Below are 20,825 nucleotides of genomic sequence, written 5' to 3'. Positions count from 1 at the left end.
TCTGGAAGAAAGTGGATTTCATGCTCAAAGCGTGATATGATAAAATAATGACAGGTATATAGCATAAAAATCCCAGTTAAGGAGGATTAAGGATGAGAAAATGGAAACATATTTTTGCATACTGCCTTGCAGCAGCATTGACTGTTTCCGGACCGGCTGCAACAGCCTGGGCCGGCAGCCCGGAGTTTGCAAGAACCCCTGAAGAGTGGGCAAGGCTTAGGGACAATGTAATGGAATATGATGAACTGGCTGGCCTGATCCGTGAATATAATGTGACGGTCCAGAAAAACCAGCTGGATATTAATGACAAGAAAAAGGATGACCGGATCACCAGTGACCAGAATGCCCAATATTACCGTGATGCGGCAAACGATTACAGAAACATGATTACCGGAGATGACCCGATGACTGATGCAAGCGGTGCGGCCAGTGCCAACCGGGCGGAAGCCTCGGCAGATACCAATGTGGAGGATTTAAAGGTATATCAGCTGACCTATGACCAGGAGGAAGCCAATCTGGTGGCAACGGCCCAGTCCTCTATGGTTGCCTATTTTCAGCAGAAATATGAGCTGGAAAGCGCAAAGAGCAGCCTGGAGTTTTTAGAGGCTGTTTACCAGTCCACTCTGGTAAGGCAAAATGCAGGTATGGCAACCCAGGCGGATGTGCTGGGAGCCTTAGAGAGTGTTCAGAGCACCCAGGCTTCCATTGATAAGCTGACGTCTTCTGTTGAAGAAACCAGGCAGAAGCTTTGCGTCATGCTGGGCTGGAAATACAACGATGTACCGGAGATTCTTGAAATTCCGGCTGTAAATATGGAACGCATTACCGCCATGAACCCGGACACTGATAAGGAATCTGCCCTGGGTAACAGCTATACCTTAAAAATCAATAAGAGAAAGCTGGAAAATGCCGTCGGGGATGTGACGAAACAGACTTTGAACCGGACGATTGCAAACAATGAGCAGAATATTGGTTCCGATTTAACAAAGCGCTACCGGGCGGTTCTGCAGGCAAAGGCATCATATGACCAGGCAGGAGCAGAGCTTGCCCTGGAAAGCAAAAATATGGATACTGCCCAGAGGAAATATGACCTTGGTGCCTTAAGCAGACTGGATTATCTGAAGCAGAAAAATGCATATGACACAAAAAGTCTTGCCATAAAGACAGCAGAGCTTGCCTTGTTCCAGGCGGTACAGAATTATGATAATGCAGTGAACGGACTGGCTTCGGCAGGAGGTTTATAAGATATGAGAAAGAAAGGTTACTTATCTGCCTGCATGGCAGTGGCCTTCACCCTTACCGCTGCTCTGCCGGCTTACGGGGCAGCCGGACCCGGCAGTACGGGAACTGTCATTCCTGACGGGATGGCAGAGGAAACATGGAACAGGCTCCACGATCAGACCATAGAATTTGATGAGCTTTCCGATTTGGTAAGGTATTTTAACCCTGATGTTAAGAACATTGCCGATTCGGCAGGAAATGAGTTAAGCAATCAGCAGTATGTCTATGACGAAATGAGAAGGCAAATCCGTGATCTTAATGACGAAGCCCAGGCGATGAAAGATTCAGGTGCCGCAGACAGTAAGGAAGGGCAGGAGAGATACGAAGCCTTAAAGGCCACGGTTAAGATGTTGGATGGCAGGGCCGAGATGCTGAATAACGGAATCAAACGCATTAACTCAGGAGTTAATAAAAGCGTTGACCGCTATTCAAAGACCTTTTCTTCTGCTGCAGATCAGATCATGATAGGCTATAACAGCGCTCTGGCTAACCGCGCCATGGTTCAAAAAGCGCTGGATTTAAGCGTGGCAGGCTATGAGGCCCAGTCCTTAAGCCTGAAACAGGGCATGGCCACAGAAGCAGATGTTCTGGCAGCCAATAAAGGGGTACTGGCAGCCCAGGCAGCTCTTGACCAGCTTGATAACACCATTGACGGACTGAAGCGTTCCTTATGCCTGATGACCGGGTATCCGGCGGATGGGGAAGTCCAGATCGGAGCAGTCCCTCAGTTAGATCTTTCCGTAATTTCTACCCTGGATCTGGCAGCAGATACGGCAAAGGCCATGGGAAATAATTACGACCTGATCGATAAACGCCATGGGGCTTCGGGCAAGACCACCACCGGCGTAAAGAATAAGGAAGCCAGCGTTTCAGAGGAAGAGCAGAATCTTACGGTTACCATGCAGTCCTATTATCAGGAAATCCTTCAGGCGAAAACCGCCTATGATGCTGCCTCCACCGCTTATGAAAAGGCGGTGCTGGAAAAGGAAAAGGCAGACCGTTCCTATCAGCTGGGCATGCTGAGCAAAATAAACTATCTGCAGGCCCAGATGGCATTTTCACAGGCAGAGGGAGAAAAGCAAAGCGCTTATAACACCCTGTATCAGGCATATAATACCTACCAGTGGGCGGTTAAGGGGCTTGTAACGTCTTCTGAGCAGTAGGTTCCGGCTTGGAAAGCAGATCAGCCAGCTTGAAACGGATATGGATCTTCGGATTTTCCTGGCTGATTTTCTTATAATCAGATTCAACCATGGAGCTTTTCAGTATTGTTTTGGAAGTATCCGGTACAACCGCATAAGAAGAATCTGTGAAACAAAGCGGAGGATAAAGGACGCACCACCAGTTGCGTCCTTTTCCTTCCCCTATTTTTACCCGGACAGCCTCGTAATTGCCGCAGGGAAATACCATATCTCCGTAGGTTTTGGTAGGAAAGTAACAATTGGTCAGTTCCATATGTGCGGGATAATCATATCCCAGTTTTTTCATGTAGTGTTCTGCCTGTCTTTCCAGGCTGTTCTTATGGGAAAGAACATAGTCTTTTGTTTCCTCAAGGGATGCTTTTTCGCCAAGGTCCTCATATATTGAATTGAGCAGCATGGTGCGCACTTTTAATTTCAGGGTTTGATCTTCTGAGCTGTCGCTGTTTGCAAGCACGTGAAAGCGCAGGATTTCCGGTGCGATCCGTGCGGCCAGAGCTTCATCCTTTTGCCTTCCGTCTGATAAGGTAAGCAAAAATGCAATCAGAAGACAGGTAATACATAGAAATAAATCGCGTTTCTGTTTCATTGGGGTTCCTCCTTTTTTCTGGAATCTATTTGTAATTGTTACCATATGTGCTATAATATAAACACTGTAAATTTGAGAAATTAATAAGGAGAGCAAAATGGACAGAAAAACTGCGGTTGTACTATTCGGCGGCCAGTCATCGGAGCATATTGTATCCTGTATGTCGGTGGTCAATGTTATTAACCATATTAATATAGAAAAATACAATATAGTTTTAATTGGGATTACAGAAGAGGGCCGCTGGATTAAGACAGACTCAGTAGAAGATATAGAAAAAGGCACATGGAAAGAGGGCCCGGTCTCTGCTGTTATCTCTCCTGATGCAACCATGGGTGGCGTTATCCTGATCGATGGGGAAAAGACGGAAATCGTCAGGGTTGATGTGGTATTCCCGGTGCTTCATGGATTGTTTGGAGAGGATGGGACCGTTCAGGGGCTGTTTGAACTGGCGGGAATACCATATGTGGGCTGCGGAGTACTGGCTTCTGCAATTTCCATGGATAAATTATATACAAAGATCGTTGTAGAGGATTTAGGAGTCACTCAGGCAGCTTATGTGCCGGTGATGCGCCATGACTTAAAGGATATAGAAGCAGTTGTTGGAAAGGTAGAGGAAAAATTCTCTTACCCGGTGTTTGTGAAACCCTCCAATGCAGGCTCCTCCAAGGGAGTAAGCCGGGCAAATGACGGCAAAGAGCTCAGGGAGGCACTGGTAGAGGCCGCAAAGCATGACCGCAAGATTCTGGTAGAAGAGATGATTGTCGGACGGGAAATCGAATGTGCCGTATTTGGAGGCGGAAACGTGCCGGTGGAAGCTTCCGGAGTAGGAGAGATCCTTGCGGCAGCGGAATTCTATGATTTTGATGCAAAGTATTATAACTCTGATTCCAGAACGGTTGTAGATCCGGTTCTGCCGGAGGGGGCAGCAGAGCGGGTAAGAGAAGCCGCTAAGGCCATTTTCCAGGCAGTAGACGGCTATGGCCTGGCAAGGGTCGACTTTTTTGTGAAAAAGGACGGCGTTGTGGTATTCAATGAGATCAATACTATGCCCGGATTTACTGCAATCAGCATGTATCCCATGCTTTGGGAAGCGTCTGGAATAAATAAGGACCAACTGGTTGACCGGCTGTTGGAGCATGCAATGGGCCGCAACCGGGTATAGCAGGGCAGGAAAGAGGAAAGTTAATGGCAGACAGAAATTCCCCCATAGGAGTATTTGATTCCGGCGTAGGCGGGCTTACGGTGGCCCGCGAGATCATGCGGCAGATGCCTGATGAAAGAATTGTATATTTTGGTGATACGGCAAGAGTGCCCTATGGCAGTAAATCCTGCAGCACGGTGGTCCGTTTTACCAGACAGATCATCCGTTTTCTCATGACCCAGGATGTGAAAGCAATCGTGATAGCCTGCAATACGGCCACTGCCTGCGCTCTTGAGGCTGTGGAAAAGGAAGTGGACATTCCCATTCTTGGTGTGATCCATGCAGGGGCCAGAACCGCCGTAGAGGCCACCAAAAACGGGAAGATCGGTATCATTGGAACCGAAGGCACCATACGGAGCGGAGTATATACCAGAGTGATGAAGGAAATGAAAGAGGATATTGAAGTGACCGGAAAGCCATGCCCTCTTCTGGTACCTCTGGTGGAAGAAGGGTTATTGCACGATTCCGTTACTGATGAGATCGCTTCCAGATATTTAAGTGAATTAAAAGGAAAATATATTGACACACTGGTACTGGGCTGTACCCATTACCCCCTTTTACGTTCCACCGTGGGAAGACTTATGGGGCCGGAGGTGACATTGGTAAATCCTGCCTATGAAACTGCCTTGGAGTTAAAGCAGGTTTTGGAAGAAAACGGCCTTTTATGCGGGCAGGAAAGCAGTGATCTGGAAAAGTACCGTTTCTATGTCAGTGACCTGGCAGAGAAGTTTAGCAGCTTTGCCGCTTCGATTCTTCCGGGACAGGTGAAAGAGACAAAACAAATCAACATTGAGGATTACTAAAGGAGTTCTTACTATGACAAGAGATGTTCTCATCAGTATCAGGGGGATGCAGATTGCAGAAGATGACAGCAATTCGGTTGAGATGATAACAGCCGGCGATTATTTCCTGAAAAATGGCAATCACTATATCCTGTATGACGAGATCCAGGAGGACACAGGGGGAGTGACCAAGAACACCATTAAGATCCACGGGTCCGGACTGGATATCATCAAACGCGGAAGCTCCAGCGTTCACATGACATTTGAAAAGGATAAAAAAAATATGTCCTGCTATGCCACGCCTTTTGGAGAACTGATGATCGGGATCAACACAAAGGATATCCAGATTAATGAGGAAGAGGACCGCTTAAAGGTGCGGGTGGCCTATTCCCTTGATATCAATTACCAGCATGTATCGGAATGCAATATTGTGTTGGATATTCATTCCAAAGCCACAGCGGATATTCGCCTTTTAAATTAAAAAAGACATATGCCATTGACATGATACCTCCAAAGTATACAGTTTAAATATAAAAACTAATACTTTGGAGGTATCATATCACCATTGGCAGTATGCCTTTTTCAGTTATTTTAGAAAATACATTCTTTAAGAAGCGGAATTGCCCCATATTTGCCTAAAAGATAGTCCTTGGAAAAGCTGGCATCAGACCGGACTTTTATGTCTGCTAAGGTGTATAGCCTGGACTCCTGATATTCGTTCATATCCACAAAAGCTACTTCATCCCGGCGGAACTGCTGATTATTTAATATGGAGATATCATAGGTCGTGAAAATAATCTGTATGTTTGAGTTTTTATCCTGCTGAAAAGTATCAATAAAGAATTTTGTAACAGTCGGATGAAATTCATTTGATATGTTATCAATAATCAGAATACCACCACCTTTTTGGGACAGATGATAAACCTGTATAAAAAATTGAAGGTATTTCATTGTGCCCATGGAAACCTTTGTGTAGTCCCTATAGTGTATCTGGAACTGGCCGGTTTCCCGGGATTTTACCTGGTATCCAAGCTTAGGAAGTCCCTTTTCAACAATAAATTCTACAGCCGGGATTCCAAGCTTTCTTAGCTGTGCCAATGCATAATTAAGGGCCTCCGGGTTTTCGAGGGCTTTGTATGCCCTTCCATCCATGATCAGATGACCTGCAAGCTGGAATGGTTCAAGGAAATCACAGTAATAAGCGATCTGCTTCGAAAAAAAGGTTTCAAAAGGTTCCATGAATGCGGTGATTTCGGGTATATCCAGGCATGATAAAATAGAACAGAATAACCGATCCTCGCGAGGGAGGATTCCTGCCTTTTGACGTAAAACTTTTTCGTACTGGCGTCCAATGGTAATCTCATCGGCATTACGTGTGTATACCACATGGTTATCCACTGCCAGATTTTCCGAGAGAATTTTCCCTTTGAGGACAGAAAAGCCGTATTCATAGACCCGCTCCCCGCTGATAAAGGAAAGTTCCATTTCCGTGGGCTGGGAATTGGAGTCCTCCTCCAGGAATGGAAGGATTTTGTCCAAAGAGCTGATCTGCAGCAGCGACATAAAATGTTTCCTGGGAATGTCCTCCATTGAAAAGAGCTGCCAGAAAATAAAAGAATGAAAACTGGCAAAAGCGAGAAAAAGATTGGTTTTCCCGCTGGAGTTTGCTCCGTATATAGCCAGAGTCTTGATCAGTTTTTTGTTTCCTGACATTACCAGGTGGTTTGGGTGTTCCTTGTAATTAACTGCCTTCATATCAATAAAAGTTTCATCCAGAAAGGAACGGAAGTTTCTAAAACGAAATGAAATTATCATGGTATATTATCCTCCTTTTCGAGATTATACTGTAAAAATCTGTAAAAATAAATAAGAAAGCTAAAAAATTGTCTACCATGTGATAATTTCGTCGAGAATCTGCTGCTGCTCCTGGCTGGAACGGGTGAGATAAATTCTTGTAGTCTCAATGCTTTCATGTCCCATTAAATCCGCTAAAAGAGAAATATCGTTAAAGCAGGCCAAAAAGTTTTTGGCAAAACGGTGGCGGAAGGAATGGGGATAGACGGTATCAGGATCTATCCCATAGCGTTTGGCCAGATGCTTTAGCTGAAAATTGATCCCCCGTGGGGTGATCAGCCGTCCTTCTTTATTTAAAAAGAGGAAACCGCTTTTCTTGCCCATGCCGTGGCACCATTCCAGTGCCTCTTTGCATAAAGAATCCGGGAAATAAATGCGGCGCACCTTTCCGCCCTTGGAATAAAGGTCCAGATATCCCAGGTTTAAATGCTCCACCTTGATCTGGATCAGTTCACTGACCCTGGCGCCTGTTGCTGCCAGAAAGCGGACGATAAAATACCAGAAATAATTTTTCTCTTCTTTTAATTTCGTTTTAAACAGCTCATAATCTTCATTTGAAATAACAGTATCCAGAAATGTCTTTTGCTGGACTTTCACGGAAGGCAGATGGTAAGAGGCGACTAAAATATATTCCTCTCCATTAGTTTCTGCCAAAAAGCGGGAAAAGTGATTCATGGCATAGATCCGCTGGTTGACTGTTGCAGGCCGGTAGCGGGTGATCAGGTAGCTTTTATAATGCTGAAGGCTCTCCGGTGTGATTTCTTTATACATGCTAAAAAAAAGTCGGACGCTGCCCGCATAGGCCGTAATGGTATTACTTGATAAATTCTTTTTCTTCAAAAATTTCTTAAAATCATTCAGCAATTCTTCATTTAACATAATATCCTACCAATTCACAATTTGATTAACAATCTGTTTTTGTTCCGTGCTGCTTCGATGAAGATAGATTCTTGTGGTTTCAATGCTTTCATGCCCTAAAATATCGGAAAGCATGGAAATATCCCCGCAGGTTTCAATAAAATTCTTTGCAAAACGGTGACGGAAGGAATGAGGATAAACCACTTTTGGATCCAGATCATATAGGACGGTAAATTTTTTAAGCTGGCCCCGGATTCCGGCAGGTGTAATGGGATCACCGTAGCGGTTTAAAAACACGTATCCGCTCACCCGGTCAATCTGCCGCAGCCATTTCATCGCATCCTCACGGAGGCTTTTTGGTATGTAGATTCTTCTTATTTTATTATCCTTGGAGTAAATATCCATATAACCGCGTTTTACGTGCTCTACCTTGATCTGGACCAGCTCGCTGACCCGGACGCCTGTGGCTGCCATAAAACGTATGACAAAATAATACAGCATGTTTCCGGAACGTATCAGACATTTTTTTAAGTATTCGTAATCTGCCTGGCTGATAACGTTTTCCAGAAATGTTTTCTGTTGGACTCGTATCATCAGCATTTTGGAGGAAGAAAGCTGTAAAGACTCTGTGTAACAATTAAGAGCTCTGATTCTTAAGTTGACTGTCTGGGGCTTATAATGTTCCATAAGGTAACATTTATAAAGCATGAGATTATCATGGCTGATCACATGATATAAACCAAGAAATTGTTTTACTGCGAATAAATACACATGAATGGTATTAGAGGACATGTTGTTAAATTCCAGATAGCTTTGAAAATCATCAAGGCTTTGCTCGACGACACTTTTATTTTCTGCTTCTGAACCGGTTACAGTTTCTTCTTTTATCATATCTTTTTCCTCCTTGTTTAATGATGCAAAAACAGTTTTATATAAGTATATATGTTACGTAGAAAAAAATCAAGAAAATTTCGAAAAAACTGCATTAAATAGTGAATAAATGCATGTAAAGTACATGTTGCTTACGATAATTTCCAATATTAGAAGTATAATTACCTCGTAATGCAATTAGGAATTTCGAAGAGTATTTCAAAAAGAAAAAAAGGAGAGTGCATTAATTATGAGAAAGCAGACAAAATTAGTTGCTGTATTATCCACAGCAGCACTGCTGGCTTTAGGTGCTTCCATGTCCTCTTTCGCAGCAACCGGCTGGCAGGAAGAAAATGGTACATGGGTGTACTACAGTAAGAGCGGCGACTTAGAGACAGAGAAGTGGGAGAAATCAGGAGATAACTGGTTCTATCTTAATGAAGATGGCGAGATGGCTACCGATATGGTTGTTGAGTACAATGACAACTACTATTATGTAGATGAGAATGGTGCTATGGTAGCCAATAAGTGGGTTTCCGTTGAGAATGACGATTATGACGGCGGCGATGATGATGATGAAGAACCGCTGAATCACTGGTATTACTTTGGATCTAACGGAAGAGCTTATAAGAGCTCTAGTACCGGAAACACTGCTTCTTTCAAGACAATTAACGGAAAGAAATATATCTTTGATGATGAAGCAAAGATGCTGTATGGTTGGATTGATGACAGCGGAGATAGAGTAACTGGTGATGACAAGTGGCGTGACGGTCTTTATTATTGCGGTGATGAAAATGATGGCGCCCAGAGAGTTGGACAGTGGGAGTATCTGGATATCGTTGATAATAGCTATGATGGCGTGCATGATCCTGGTGTTTCCAGCGATAACTTATTCGATGATGAAGACCAGACACGTTGGTTCTATTTTAAAACCAACGGTAAGAAGATGACGGATGAAAACGGTAAGACCATTAACGGCAGAAAATACAGCTTTGATGTAGATGGCCGTATGAATGCTGAATGGGTTAACTGGTCGGCTAGTCCTACTGAGACGGTAGCAACAAACAGCACTGCTACTACCAGCCAGGGTAATGCTGTATATACAAGAGGGTTCAGATATTATGGAAGCCCGGAAGATGGCGCCAGAGTAACCAAGGGTTGGTTCCAGGTTGTGCCTGATTCTTATCTGAACAAAGATGATTATGATGATGATGAAAACAACTGGTACTATGCTGATAAGGATGGTAAATTAGTTGCATCTGAAATCAAGACCATTAATGGAAAGAAATATGCGTTTGATTCCTATGGTGTAATGAAGGATGGCCTGGTTGCTATTAAGTTTGTTGGAAACAGCACAACGGACATTGAATATGTTGCAGGTGATGACGACTTAGCTGACTACAACTTTGATACAGAAGATGAATTCAAAGAAAATGTATCTGGCCTGTACACGGAAGCAGAATACAGGATGTACTATTTTGGCGGCGAAAATGACGGTGCTATGAAGACCGGCAAGCAGAATGTTAGCATTGATGGAGATAATTTCCAGTTCTTATTCAATAAGTCCGGAAGCACAAAAGGCCAGGGTAAATTTGGGGTAGATGATGACAAGTATTACCTTGGAGGTATGCTGTTAAAGGCTGATAAGGACGATAAATATTCTGTAGTCAAGGCTACAACAGTCAATGGAGAATATACAGAAATTAAGCTTCTGACAACAGAGAAGTTCCTGGATGATGTCAAAGCTGAGAAAGTAAACGACAAGTCATTTGCCGAATTCTATAAATTTGATGCTAAAGATAAAAAAGCAGAAACTGAAAAGGGTATTGTAGAGACAAAATACAGATTAGTTAACACATCTGGTACAGTTCAGAAGGGCAAGACCAAAGCAAAAGACGGAGATGACCGTTGCTATAAAGTTAGCAGCAGCAAGATAATCGAAAATGTATTTGTAGAGAATTAATTCATTATTGAATGAAATAATTTCAGTTGCCTTACAAGGGCCGCTGTACCATTGTTGAGGAATCAACCTGGGGCAGCGGCCCCTCTTTTATGAGAAATCCAATGTAAAAATGCCGCTTCCTAAATAATTACATTAGGAAGCGGCATTTTATTTTCAGATTTATGAAGATTTAGCTGATATATGACTTCAGCATCCACAAAAGCTTCTGGTATTCGGCCAGATAACCGTTAAATTGATCTGCGGTTGCTCCATCGTCATTATCCTCGGCCAGCTTAACGATTTCCTTTGTATCCCGGATCCAATATTCCACATCCGAAATCAGGCTGTTAATGGTTTCATCTGAGGAAATAGGAACATCCTCCAGTTCCTTGACGGAAGTGAGAGCCAGTGCCTTTTTTAAGCTGGCAACAGGGGAACCGCCCAAAGCCAGCAGCCGCTCCGCAACCTCATCCATGATCTGGGCGGTCTGGTCATATAATTCCTCCAGCTTTGCATGGAGTGTAAAGAAACTGCGACCCTTCACATACCAGTGCAGGTTATGAAGTTTGATATACATGACCTGCTGGTTGGCCAAATACTCATTAAGTTTTTCAAATAAATTTTTGCTCATTATATTTCTCCTTTTCTTAGTTGTTTATTATATTTTCATAGTTTGAAGCAACAGCTTTCCAATCAATCACATTGAAAAATGCTTTAATATAGTCAGCTCTGAGATTCTTATATTTCAGATAGTAGGCATGTTCCCAAACATCAATGCCCAGAATAGGAACAAAACCTTTGCCTTCCATGAGGGGATTGTCCTGATTAGCACTGGCGGAAAGAACCAGCCTGCCATCCCGGTTTGCCGACAGCCAGCCCCATCCGGACCCAAACTGGCCGGCAGCCAGACCGCTCAACTGATTCTGAAAGTCGGAAAAGCTGCCAAAAGCTTTTTCCAGGGCATCTTTGAGGGGGCCTTCAGGTTCTCCGCCGCCGTCAGGGCTCATGGTTGAAAAATACAGGTTATGATTGTAGAAGCCGCCACCATTGTTGCGGATGGCCTTTCTGAGAGCTTCATCGGATATGCTGTCCAGAGAAGAGAGCAGGGAGGTGATTTCTTTATCTGCAACACCGGCCTTCTGAGCAGCGTCATTTAAGTTTTTGGTGTAAGCTGCATGATGTTTGGAATAATGGGTCTCCATTGTGAGAGCATCGATGTAGGGTTCTAAAGCGTTATATGCGTAGGGTAATTGTATTTGATTAAACATAGTAATTCTCCTTTCGTTGCTAATTTATCTGGTAAAGGTTATCATATAGTTGGTTAGTTTTAACTAACTATCTTGTGGCTTAATTGTATATTATAAAAATGAGTTTGTCAATAGGTTTTTTAAAATTTAATTGAAAACAACTGTTGTAGTTATATTAACCAAAAATATGTTTTTAAATTGAGATTAATGTGAGATTAAGACTAAATTGAAAGAAACTCGCAATCTATATTTTTATATCATTAACAGGATGATATTGATAAAAATTTTTAAATAATAGCAATTATATAAATGCTCATAAAGGCCTTATTGCAATCGGTACTTCTTCCTAATATATAAGGAAGCAGGACAGGTCTTTTTCATGAACCCATTTTCTGCAAAGAACTGACAAAATAATATCTCATAACCGAAAACTCTATTTTTATTAACAAAAAATGCCGAAGTGCGATTATAATCGCGCTCCGGCATTCTGCACAGATCTTATTATGATACAGATCATTTTCTAAAAATCGGGTATTGATGTATTCGTAAATACAGAAACCAGATATCTTACTTACCGCCCTTTTTAAACCTGTCCAGGAATTTCTTCTTTTTTGGCGCCGGAGGAACCGCTTTGCCGCGAAGGCTCTTGATCTCGGTTATGTAGATACCGCTTACCACAACCTTAGCTTCTGTTTTGACCGGAAGCACGTCGAATACCTTGGCGTCAGCGATCAGTGTCATAACCTTTGGGCCAACCTTTGCCTTTACAATGGGCAGCTTTGTACGGCGCATATACCATGGGGTTTGTTCGTACACGATCTTAGGAAGCCCTGCATCCTTTAGCTTCATCTTCTTTTTATCGATTACCAGCATGGATACGGACTGTGCCGCAGCTTCCAATGCCTGCTGCTGTTCCACCTGACGCTTTTCCAGCTTTCTTCCGAGAAAATAAAGGATTGCCAGAGCCACGGCTGCGATGAAAAGAATCACTAATAATACGTTTAAAAATGTGCTCACCGGGAATACCTCCAATAGTTCATTTTGTAAAATTGGGCCTATCTGCAATAGTATAACACATTTTCTTGGAAAATACAAGCAAAAAATGCTTGACACGTTGACAGTCCCATGATATTATGGAATGTGCACTATTGTGGATTTGTGTGCCTTGAAGGCACATTTATGCCCAAAAACAGAAACGATTAGAAAGAAAACAGGGGTGAAACGTCAATGGAGAAAAGCAGAATGCGTCCGGTCCCAGCCGGTAAGAGCCTGAGAATGAGCTTCTCAAGACAAAAAGAAGTGCTTGAGATGCCTAACCTGATTGAGATTCAAAAGAATTCCTATCAGTGGTTCCTTGATGAAGGATTAAAGGAAGTCTTTGAAGACATCTCTCCGATTGCAGACTTTGCAGGACACTTAAGTCTTGAGTTTGTCAACTTTACATTATGTAAAGATGATATCAAGTACACAATAGAAGAATGCAAGGAAAGAGATGCAACTTATGCGGCTCCTTTAAAGGTAAAGGTAAGGCTTTGCAATAAAGATAAAGATGAGATTAATGAACATGAGATCTTCATGGGCGATCTTCCGCTTATGACAGATACCGGTTCCTTTGTGATCAACGGTGCCGAGCGAGTTATTGTTAGCCAGTTGGTACGTTCCCCAGGTATATATTATGGCATTGAACATGACAAGGTAGGGAAGGAGCTTTATGCCTGCACGGTAATCCCCAACAGGGGTGCATGGCTGGAGTACGAAACAGACTCCAACGACATCTTCTACGTACGTGTAGACAGAACCAGAAAGGTTCCTGTAACCGTGCTGATCCGTGCTCTGGGCTTTGGTACCAACGCAGAGATCATTGAACTGTTCGGTGAAGAACCAAAATTATTAGCCAGCTTTGGTAAGGATACTTCCGATAATTACCAGGATGGCTTATTGGAGTTATATAAGAAGATCCGCCCAGGTGAGCCTTTATCTGTTGATAGTGCTGAAAGTTTGTTAAATAGTATGTTTTTTGACCCCAGAAGATACGATCTTGCAAAGGTCGGAAGATATAAGTTCAATAAAAAGCTTCATTTCAAAAACCGCATTACAGGCCATGTTCTTGCTGAGGATGTGGTTGACACCACAACCGGGGAAATTCTGGCAGAGGCTGGAACCACAGTAGACAAGCAGCTTGCAACCGATATTCAGAATGCGGCTGTTCCTTTTGTCTGGCTGGAAGGAGTGGAGCGCAAGCAAAAAGTTCTTTCTAACTTAATGGTTGATCTGGCTTCTTTTGTGAATTTTGATCCAAAGGAAGCGGGTATTACAGAGTTAGTATTCTATCCTGCACTTGAAAAAATCCTGGCAGAAGCTGGCAGCGAGGATGAAGAAACCCTTAAGAAAGCCCTTCACAGAAATATAAATGAACTGATTCCAAAGCATATTACAAAGGAAGATATTCTGGCTTCCATCAATTACAACATGCACCTGGAAGAAGAAGTGGGAGCGGCCGATGATATCGACCATTTGGGAAACCGTAGAATCCGTGCTGTTGGCGAGCTTTTGCAGAACCAGTACCGCATCGGTCTTTCCAGAATGGAACGTGTGGTCAGGGAACGTATGACAACACAGGATATGGATGGCATCACACCTCAATCCCTGATCAATATCAAGCCTGTTACTGCAGCAGTAAAGGAATTCTTTGGAAGTTCCCAGCTGTCACAGTTCATGGATCAGAATAACCCGCTGGCAGAGCTGACCCATAAGAGACGTTTATCCGCATTGGGACCTGGCGGTCTTTCCAGAGATCGTGCCGGATTTGAGGTCCGAGACGTTCACTATACCCATTATGGACGTATGTGCCCGATTGAGACACCGGAAGGTCCTAACATCGGTCTGATCAACTCCCTTGCAACTTACGCGAGAGTAAATCAGTACGGATTTGTAGAAGCTCCTTACCGGGTGGTAGATAAGACCAATGCCCAGAATCCGGTGGTTACTGATGAAGTTGTTTACCTGACTGCTGACGAAGAAGATAATTTCGTGGTTGCACAGGCGAATGAGCCTCTTGATGACGAAGGCCATTTCATCCATAAGAATATTTCCGGACGTTTCCGTGAAGAAACCTCCGAATTCCAGAGGAAAAACATCGACCTTATGGACGTTTCTCCGAAGATGGTATTTTCCGTTGCAACTGCCATGATTCCTTTCCTTGAGAACGACGATGCCAACCGTGCCCTCATGGGATCCAACATGCAGCGTCAGGCCGTGCCGCTCTTGACAACAGAGACTCCTGTGGTAGGAACCGGTATGGAATCCAAGGCAGCCGTAGACTCCGGTGTTTGTGTTGTTGCCAAGAATTCCGGCGTTGTGGAGCGTTCTGCTTCCAATGAAATTATCATTAAGAGAGATTCCGACGGCGGAAAAGATGTTTACCGTCTGACCAAATTTAAGAGAAGCAACCAGTCTAACTGTTATAACCAGAAGCCGATCGTATTTAAGAACAACCATGTGGAAAAGGGAGAAGTTATTGCAGACGGCCCATCCACTCAGAACGGTGAGATCGCTCTCGGTAAGAACCCGCTGATCGGATTCATGACCTGGGAAGGTTATAACTACGAGGATGCGGTTCTCTTAAGTGAGAAGCTGGTACAGGAGGATGTTTATACCTCTGTCCATATCGAAGAATATGAGGCGGAAGCCCGTGATACCAAGTTAGGACCGGAAGAGATCACAAGGGATGTTCCTGGCGTGGGCGAGGATGCCTTAAAGGATCTTGATGAGAGAGGAATCATAAGAATCGGTGCGGAAGTTCGTGCCGGTGATATTCTGGTTGGAAAGGTTACTCCCAAGGGAGAGACTGAGCTGACCGCAGAAGAGCGGCTGTTACGTGCCATCTTCGGTGAGAAGGCAAGAGAAGTCCGCGATACCTCTTTAAAGGTTCCTCACGGTGCCTACGGTATTATCGTGGATGCAAAAGTATTTACAAGAGAAAATGGTGACGAGCTTTCTCCAGGTGTGAACCAGACTGTCCGCATTTACATTGCCCAGAAGAGAAAAATCTCTGTAGGTGATAAGATGGCGGGCCGTCACGGAAACAAGGGTGTTGTTTCCCGCGTGCTTCCTGTAGAAGATATGCCGTTCCTTCCTAATGGCCGCCCTCTTGATATCGTATTAAACCCTCTGGGCGTGCCGTCACGTATGAACATCGGGCAGGTGCTTGAGATCCATTTAAGCCTTGCAGCAAGGGCTCTTGGATTTAACGTATCTACCCCGGTATTTGACGGTGCAAACGAAATCGACATTATGGATACCCTGGATGTAGCCAACGACTATGTAAACATGGAGTGGGAGGATTTCCAGGAAAAATATAAAGAAACCTTAAAGCCTGAAGTTATCGATTATCTGGGCGATCATCTGGATCACAAGGAATTGTGGAAGGGCGTTCCCTTGAACCGTGACGGTAAGGTCCGCCTCCGTGACGGACGTACCGGCGAGTATTTTGACAGCCCGGTTACCATCGGCCACATGCATTATCTGAAGCTTCACCATCTGGTTGATGATAAGATCCATGCCCGTTCCACAGGACCATACTCTCTGGTTACCCAGCAGCCTCTCGGCGGTAAAGCCCAGTTCGGCGGCCAGCGTTTCGGAGAGATGGAGGTTTGGGCTCTGGAGGCTTATGGCGCTTCCTACACGCTGCAGGAAATCATGACCGTGAAATCCGATGACGTGGTAGGACGTGTGAAGACCTACGAGGCCATTATCAAGGGTGATAATATTCCTGAGCCGGGAATTCCGGAATCCTTTAAGGTATTGTTAAAAGAACTTCAGTCTCTGGCACTGGATGTAAGAGTGCTGCGTGACGACAATACAGAGGTTCAGATTGCAGAAAGCACCGAATATGAAGAAACTGATTTAAGGTCCATCATTGAAGGTGACAGACGCTACCGGGATGAAGAATCCTTTGGCAGCTACGGTTACCAGAAGCAGGAATTTAAGGATGCAGAGCTGGTAGCTGTGGAAGAAGAGGAAGTAGAGGAAGTAGAGGAAGTAGAAGATGTAGAAGCAGACGGTATCGACGATTCTTTTGAGGAGTTCGATGACGCAGAATTTGAAGATTCAGACGAAGAATAATAGAAGGGAGAACCGCTCATGCCTGAAAATAATGAAACTTACCACCCAATGACATTTGATGCCATAAAGATCGGTTTGGCATCTCCGGAGAAGATTCTGGAATGGTCCCATGGTGAGGTAAAAAAGCCTGAGACAATCAACTACAGGACCTTAAAGCCGGAAAAAGACGGTTTGTTCTGTGAACGGATCTTCGGACCCAGCAAGGACTGGGAATGCCATTGTGGTAAATATAAGAAAATCCGGTACAAAGGCGTTATCTGTGACCGATGCGGCGTTGAAGTAACCAAGGCCAGTGTCCGCAGAGAGCGCATGGGCCATATCCAGCTTGCAGCTCCTGTTTCTCATATCTGGTATTTTAAAGGGATCCCCAGCCGAATGGGCCTGATCCTGGACATTTCTCCAAGAACCCTGGAAAAGGTGCTTTATTTCGCATCTTATGTGGTGCTTGATGCCGGGAATACAGGACTGCAGTATAAGCAGGTCTTATCGGAAAAAGAATACCGGGAAGAAATAGAAAAATATGGCTACGGCGCTTTCCGTGTAGGTATGGGAGCAGAAGCTATTCTGGAGCTTTTACATTCCATTGACCTTGAAAAGGACTCTGAGGAGTTAAAGAAAGGGTTAAAGGAAGCTACCGGGCAGAAACGTGCGAGAATTATCAAGAGGCTGGAGGTTGTGGAGGCATTCCGCAATTCCGGCAACTTGCCTGAGTGGATGATCATGACTGTTGTTCCGGTAATTCCGCCGGATATCCGTCCTATGGTACAGCTTGACGGCGGCCGTTTTGCAACTTCTGACTTAAATGATTTATACAGAAGGATCATAAACCGTAACAACCGTCTTGCGCGTCTTTTGGAGTTAGGCGCTCCGGATATCATTGTCCGCAACGAAAAGCGTATGCTTCAGGAAGCGGTAGATGCCCTCATTGACAACGGCAGAAGAGGAAGACCGGTAACAGGACCAGGAAACCGTGCCTTAAAGTCCCTTTCCGATATGTTAAAGGGTAAACAGGGCCGTTTCCGTCAGAACCTTTTAGGAAAGCGTGTGGACTATTCCGGCCGTTCCGTTATCGTAGTAGGACCGGAACTTAAGATTTACCAGTGCGGTCTGCCAAAAGAAATGGCAATCGAGCTGTTCAAGCCTTTTGTTATGAAAGAGCTGGTTTCCAACGGAACCGCTCACAATATAAAGAATGCAAAAAAGATGGTGGAACGTCTTCAGACAGAGGTCTGGGATGTGCTGGAAGATGTAATCAAGGAACATCCGGTTATGTTAAACCGTGCGCCTACCCTTCACAGACTTGGTATCCAGGCATTTGAGCCGATTCTGGTAGAAGGTAAAGCCATTAAGCTTCACCCTCTGGTTTGTACCGCGTTCAACGCTGACTTTGACGGTGACCAGATGGCGGTCCATCTGCCTCTTTCCGTGGAAGCCCAGGCAGAATGCCGTTTCCTTCTGTTATCACCTAACAACTTATTAAAGCCCTCAGACGGCGGCCCTGTGGCAGTTCCTTCTCAGGATATGGTTCTGGGAATTTACTACCTGACCCAGGAAAGACCGGGAGCCAAGGGCGAGGGAATGGTATTTAAGAGCGTGAATGAAGCGATTCTTGCCTATGAAAATCAGGCAGTTACCCTTCATTCCAGAATTAAGGCCAGAGTGAGCAAAAAAATGGCTGATGGAACCGTAAAAACCGGAGCAGTAGAATCAACTGTAGGCCGTTTCATTTTCAATGAGATCGTTCCTCAGGATCTTGGCTTTGTTGACCGGTCTGTTCCAGGCAACGAGCTTTTGATGGAAGTTGATTTCCATGTAGGAAAGAAGCAGTTAAAGCAGATCCTTGAAAAGGTCATTAACGTTCATGGTGCAGTTCAGACTGCGGAAACCCTGGATGACATTAAGGCTATCGGTTATAAGTACTCTACCAGAGCTGCTATGACTGTTTCCATTTCCGACATGACAGTGCCGGAGAGCAAACCGAAGCTGATTGCTGACGCGCAGGCAACGGTTGACCAGATTGCAAAGAACTTCCGCCGCGGACTTATTACGGAGGAAGAGCGTTATAAAGAAGTTATTGACACATGGAAAGTTACTGATGACCAGTTGACCCATGACCTGCTGACCGGGCTTGATAAGTACAACAACATCTACATGATGGCCGATTCCGGAGCCCGTGGTTCCGATAAGCAGATCAAACAGCTGGCAGGTATGCGTGGACTTATGGCCGATACAACTGGCCACACCATTGAACTTCCTATCAAGTCCAACTTCCGTGAAGGTCTTGACGTATTGGAGTACTTTATCTCCGCTCACGGTGCACGTAAAGGACTTTCCGATACGGCTCTGCGTACCGCTGACTCCGGTTATTTGACCAGACGTCTGGTAGACGTTTCCCAGGATATGATTATCCGTGAGATCGACTGCTGCGAAGGCAAGGATACACCGTTTATGGAAATTAAGGCATTTACAGATGGCCAGGAAACCATTGAGGGCCTGCAGGAGCGTCTCACAGGACGGTTCATTGCGGAAACCATTGTTGATCCGGATACCGGAGAAGTTATCGTAAAGGCGAACCACATGTGTACACCGAAGCGTGCGGCTGCGGTCATGAACGTGTTAGGGAAGCTTGGCCGTGATTCCGTAAAGATCCGTACCGTATTGACCTGTAAATCCCATCTGGGTGTTTGTGCAAAATGTTACGGTGCCAACATGGCCACCGGACAGCCGGTTCAGGTAGGCGAAGCAGTCGGCATCATCGCTGCCCAGTCCATCGGTGAGCCCGGTACCCAGCTGACCATGCGTACCTTCCATACCGGCGGTGTTGCCGGCGGCGATATCACACAGGGTCTTCCCCGTGTTGAGGAGCTTTTTGAGGCACGTAAGCCAAAGGGTCTTGCAATCATTGCAGAGTTCGGCGGCGTAGTGGCCATTAAGGATACTAAGAAAAAGCGTGAGATCATTGTGACGGAGAACGAAACAGGCAACTCCAAGACCTATCTGATCCCTTACGGATCCAGAATCAAGGTTCAGGATGGCCAGGTGCTGGAGGCCGGTGATGAGCTGACAGAAGGTAGTGTGAACCCACACGATATCTTAAAGATCAAGGGCGTTCGTGCTGTCCAGGATTACATGATCCAGGAAGTACAGCGTGTATACCGCCTGCAGGGTGTTGAAATCAATGACAAGCACGTTGAGATGATCGTAAGACAGATGCTTAAAAAGATCAAAATCGAGGAAAGCGGAGACAGTGATGTGCTTCCGGGAACCTCTATGGATGTTCTGGATTACAATGATTTAAATGAATCACTTCTTGCTGAAGGAAAGAACCCGGCAGAAGGAAAGCAGGTTATGCTTGGTATTACAAAAGCATCTCTGGCTACAGATTCCTTCTTATCTGCCGCTTCCTTCCAGGAGACCACTAAGGTTCTGACCGAAGCTGCCATTAACGGCAAGGTCGACCACTTAATTGGTCTGAAGGAGAACGTAATCATCGGTAAGCCGATTCCGGCAGGTACCGGTATGAAACGTTACCGCACCATTGGACTTAATACAGATTCTGCTTTCGAGGAAAAGGATGAGATCAATCTGTCAGAGGATGAGGATGAGATCAGGCTGACAGAAGATGAATTTAATGAGGCGGAAGAGGTTCTGGATATTGACGAGAATGAGATGGTATAATAAGCAATGAGGTAGCCCATAAATTGCAAAGCCCGGAGATGGAATTTTCTTGGAAATCACATCTTTGGGCTTTAGCCATTGATTGCCTTTGCTTTTATGGAATTATGTTTTTTAATAAGTTATCAGCACATATTAAAAAAAACCTTGACAGAAAAATACAAAATGTATATAATAATTAGGCGTGCATTAACGCGTCATGT

At 44.6% G+C, this 20,825-nt stretch carries 15 protein-coding genes; 8 read left to right on the top strand and 7 right to left on the bottom strand.

Going from position 1 to position 20,825, the window contains the following annotated elements; genetic code table 11:
* Positions 1-92 precede the first annotated feature (92 nt).
* On the top strand, positions 93-1,244 hold the full coding sequence (locus ABFV83_RS14460; RefSeq protein ID WP_349944766.1) for a TolC family protein: 1,152 nt from the start codon (positions 93-95) through the stop codon (positions 1,242-1,244).
* 3 nt (positions 1,245-1,247) lie between these two features.
* Positions 1,248-2,444: a TolC family protein gene (locus ABFV83_RS14455; RefSeq protein ID WP_349944765.1), complete on the top strand. Its 1,197-nt coding sequence runs from the start codon at positions 1,248-1,250 to the stop codon at positions 2,442-2,444.
* Here ABFV83_RS14455 and spoIIR read toward each other — a convergent pair.
* A complete protein-coding gene (gene spoIIR, locus ABFV83_RS14450; RefSeq protein ID WP_349944764.1) occupies positions 2,413-3,069 on the bottom strand; it encodes a stage II sporulation protein R in 657 nt (218 codons plus the stop codon). The two genes, ABFV83_RS14455 and spoIIR, sit on opposite strands and share 32 nt — an antisense overlap.
* A 97-nt stretch (positions 3,070-3,166) precedes the next feature.
* On the opposite strand from spoIIR, the gene ABFV83_RS14445 reads away from it, so the two are divergent.
* Genes ABFV83_RS14445 through ABFV83_RS14435 form a run of 3 tightly spaced genes read left to right on the top strand, consistent with a single transcriptional unit; the run spans position 3,167 to position 5,533 of the window.
* On the top strand, positions 3,167-4,231 hold the full coding sequence (locus tag ABFV83_RS14445; protein ID WP_349944762.1) for a D-alanine--D-alanine ligase family protein: 1,065 nt from the start codon (positions 3,167-3,169) through the stop codon (positions 4,229-4,231).
* A 23-nt stretch (positions 4,232-4,254) separates the two neighbouring features.
* Positions 4,255-5,073, top strand: coding sequence for a glutamate racemase (gene murI / locus ABFV83_RS14440; RefSeq protein WP_349944760.1), 819 nt, complete (start codon positions 4,255-4,257; stop codon positions 5,071-5,073).
* Between the two features lie 13 nt (positions 5,074-5,086).
* Positions 5,087-5,533 carry a DUF1934 domain-containing protein gene (locus tag ABFV83_RS14435; RefSeq protein WP_349944758.1) on the top strand — a complete coding sequence of 149 codons (447 nt, stop codon included), beginning with the start codon at positions 5,087-5,089 and terminating at the stop codon, positions 5,531-5,533.
* 110 nt (positions 5,534-5,643) lie between these two features.
* On the opposite strand, the gene ABFV83_RS14430 is transcribed toward ABFV83_RS14435, so the two are convergent.
* From ABFV83_RS14430 to ABFV83_RS14420, 3 genes are all read right to left on the bottom strand, one after another.
* Positions 5,644-6,867, bottom strand: a complete 1,224-nt coding sequence (locus tag ABFV83_RS14430) for an ATP-binding protein (RefSeq protein ID WP_349944756.1) — start codon at positions 6,865-6,867, stop codon at positions 5,644-5,646.
* Between the two features lie 72 nt (positions 6,868-6,939).
* Positions 6,940-7,785, bottom strand: coding sequence for a tyrosine-type recombinase/integrase (locus ABFV83_RS14425; protein ID WP_349944754.1), 846 nt, complete (start codon positions 7,783-7,785; stop codon positions 6,940-6,942).
* A gap of 6 nt (positions 7,786-7,791) precedes the next feature.
* The gene (locus tag ABFV83_RS14420) at positions 7,792-8,655 is read right to left on the bottom strand and encodes a tyrosine-type recombinase/integrase (protein WP_349944752.1); all 864 of its coding nucleotides are present in this window, start codon (positions 8,653-8,655) and stop codon (positions 7,792-7,794) included.
* Positions 8,656-8,884: 229 nt separating this feature from the next.
* Between ABFV83_RS14420 and ABFV83_RS14415 the strand changes: the two genes are divergently transcribed.
* Complete coding sequence (locus ABFV83_RS14415) at positions 8,885-10,597, top strand: cell wall-binding protein (protein ID WP_349944750.1); 1,713 nt, start codon at positions 8,885-8,887, stop codon at positions 10,595-10,597.
* Positions 10,598-10,766: 169 nt separating this feature from the next.
* On the opposite strand, the gene ABFV83_RS14410 is transcribed toward ABFV83_RS14415, so the two are convergent.
* The 3 genes from ABFV83_RS14410 to ABFV83_RS14400 form a co-directional block, all read right to left on the bottom strand.
* A complete protein-coding gene (locus ABFV83_RS14410; RefSeq protein WP_349944748.1) occupies positions 10,767-11,207 on the bottom strand; it encodes a DNA starvation/stationary phase protection protein in 441 nt (146 codons plus the stop codon).
* Positions 11,208-11,223: 16 nt separating this feature from the next.
* A complete protein-coding gene (locus tag ABFV83_RS14405; RefSeq protein ID WP_349944746.1) occupies positions 11,224-11,844 on the bottom strand; it encodes a superoxide dismutase in 621 nt (206 codons plus the stop codon).
* A gap of 546 nt (positions 11,845-12,390) precedes the next feature.
* Positions 12,391-12,840 carry a hypothetical protein gene (locus ABFV83_RS14400; RefSeq protein WP_349944744.1) on the bottom strand — a complete coding sequence of 150 codons (450 nt, stop codon included), beginning with the start codon at positions 12,838-12,840 and terminating at the stop codon, positions 12,391-12,393.
* Positions 12,841-13,050: 210 nt separating this feature from the next.
* Between ABFV83_RS14400 and ABFV83_RS14395 the strand changes: the two genes are divergently transcribed.
* The gene (locus tag ABFV83_RS14395; RefSeq protein ID WP_349944742.1) at positions 13,051-16,947 is read left to right on the top strand and encodes a DNA-directed RNA polymerase subunit beta; all 3,897 of its coding nucleotides are present in this window, start codon (positions 13,051-13,053) and stop codon (positions 16,945-16,947) included.
* An 18-nt stretch (positions 16,948-16,965) separates the two neighbouring features.
* Positions 16,966-20,625 carry a DNA-directed RNA polymerase subunit beta' gene (gene rpoC / locus ABFV83_RS14390; protein WP_349944741.1) on the top strand — a complete coding sequence of 1,220 codons (3,660 nt, stop codon included), beginning with the start codon at positions 16,966-16,968 and terminating at the stop codon, positions 20,623-20,625.
* Positions 20,626-20,825 lie beyond the last annotated feature (200 nt).

This window comes from Lacrimispora sp. BS-2, from assembly GCF_040207125.1.
Taxonomy (GTDB): Bacteria; Bacillota; Clostridia; order Lachnospirales; family Lachnospiraceae; genus Lacrimispora.
The sequence above is the reverse complement of the archived record's forward strand: the minus strand, read 5'-3'. Positions and strand labels throughout refer to the sequence as shown.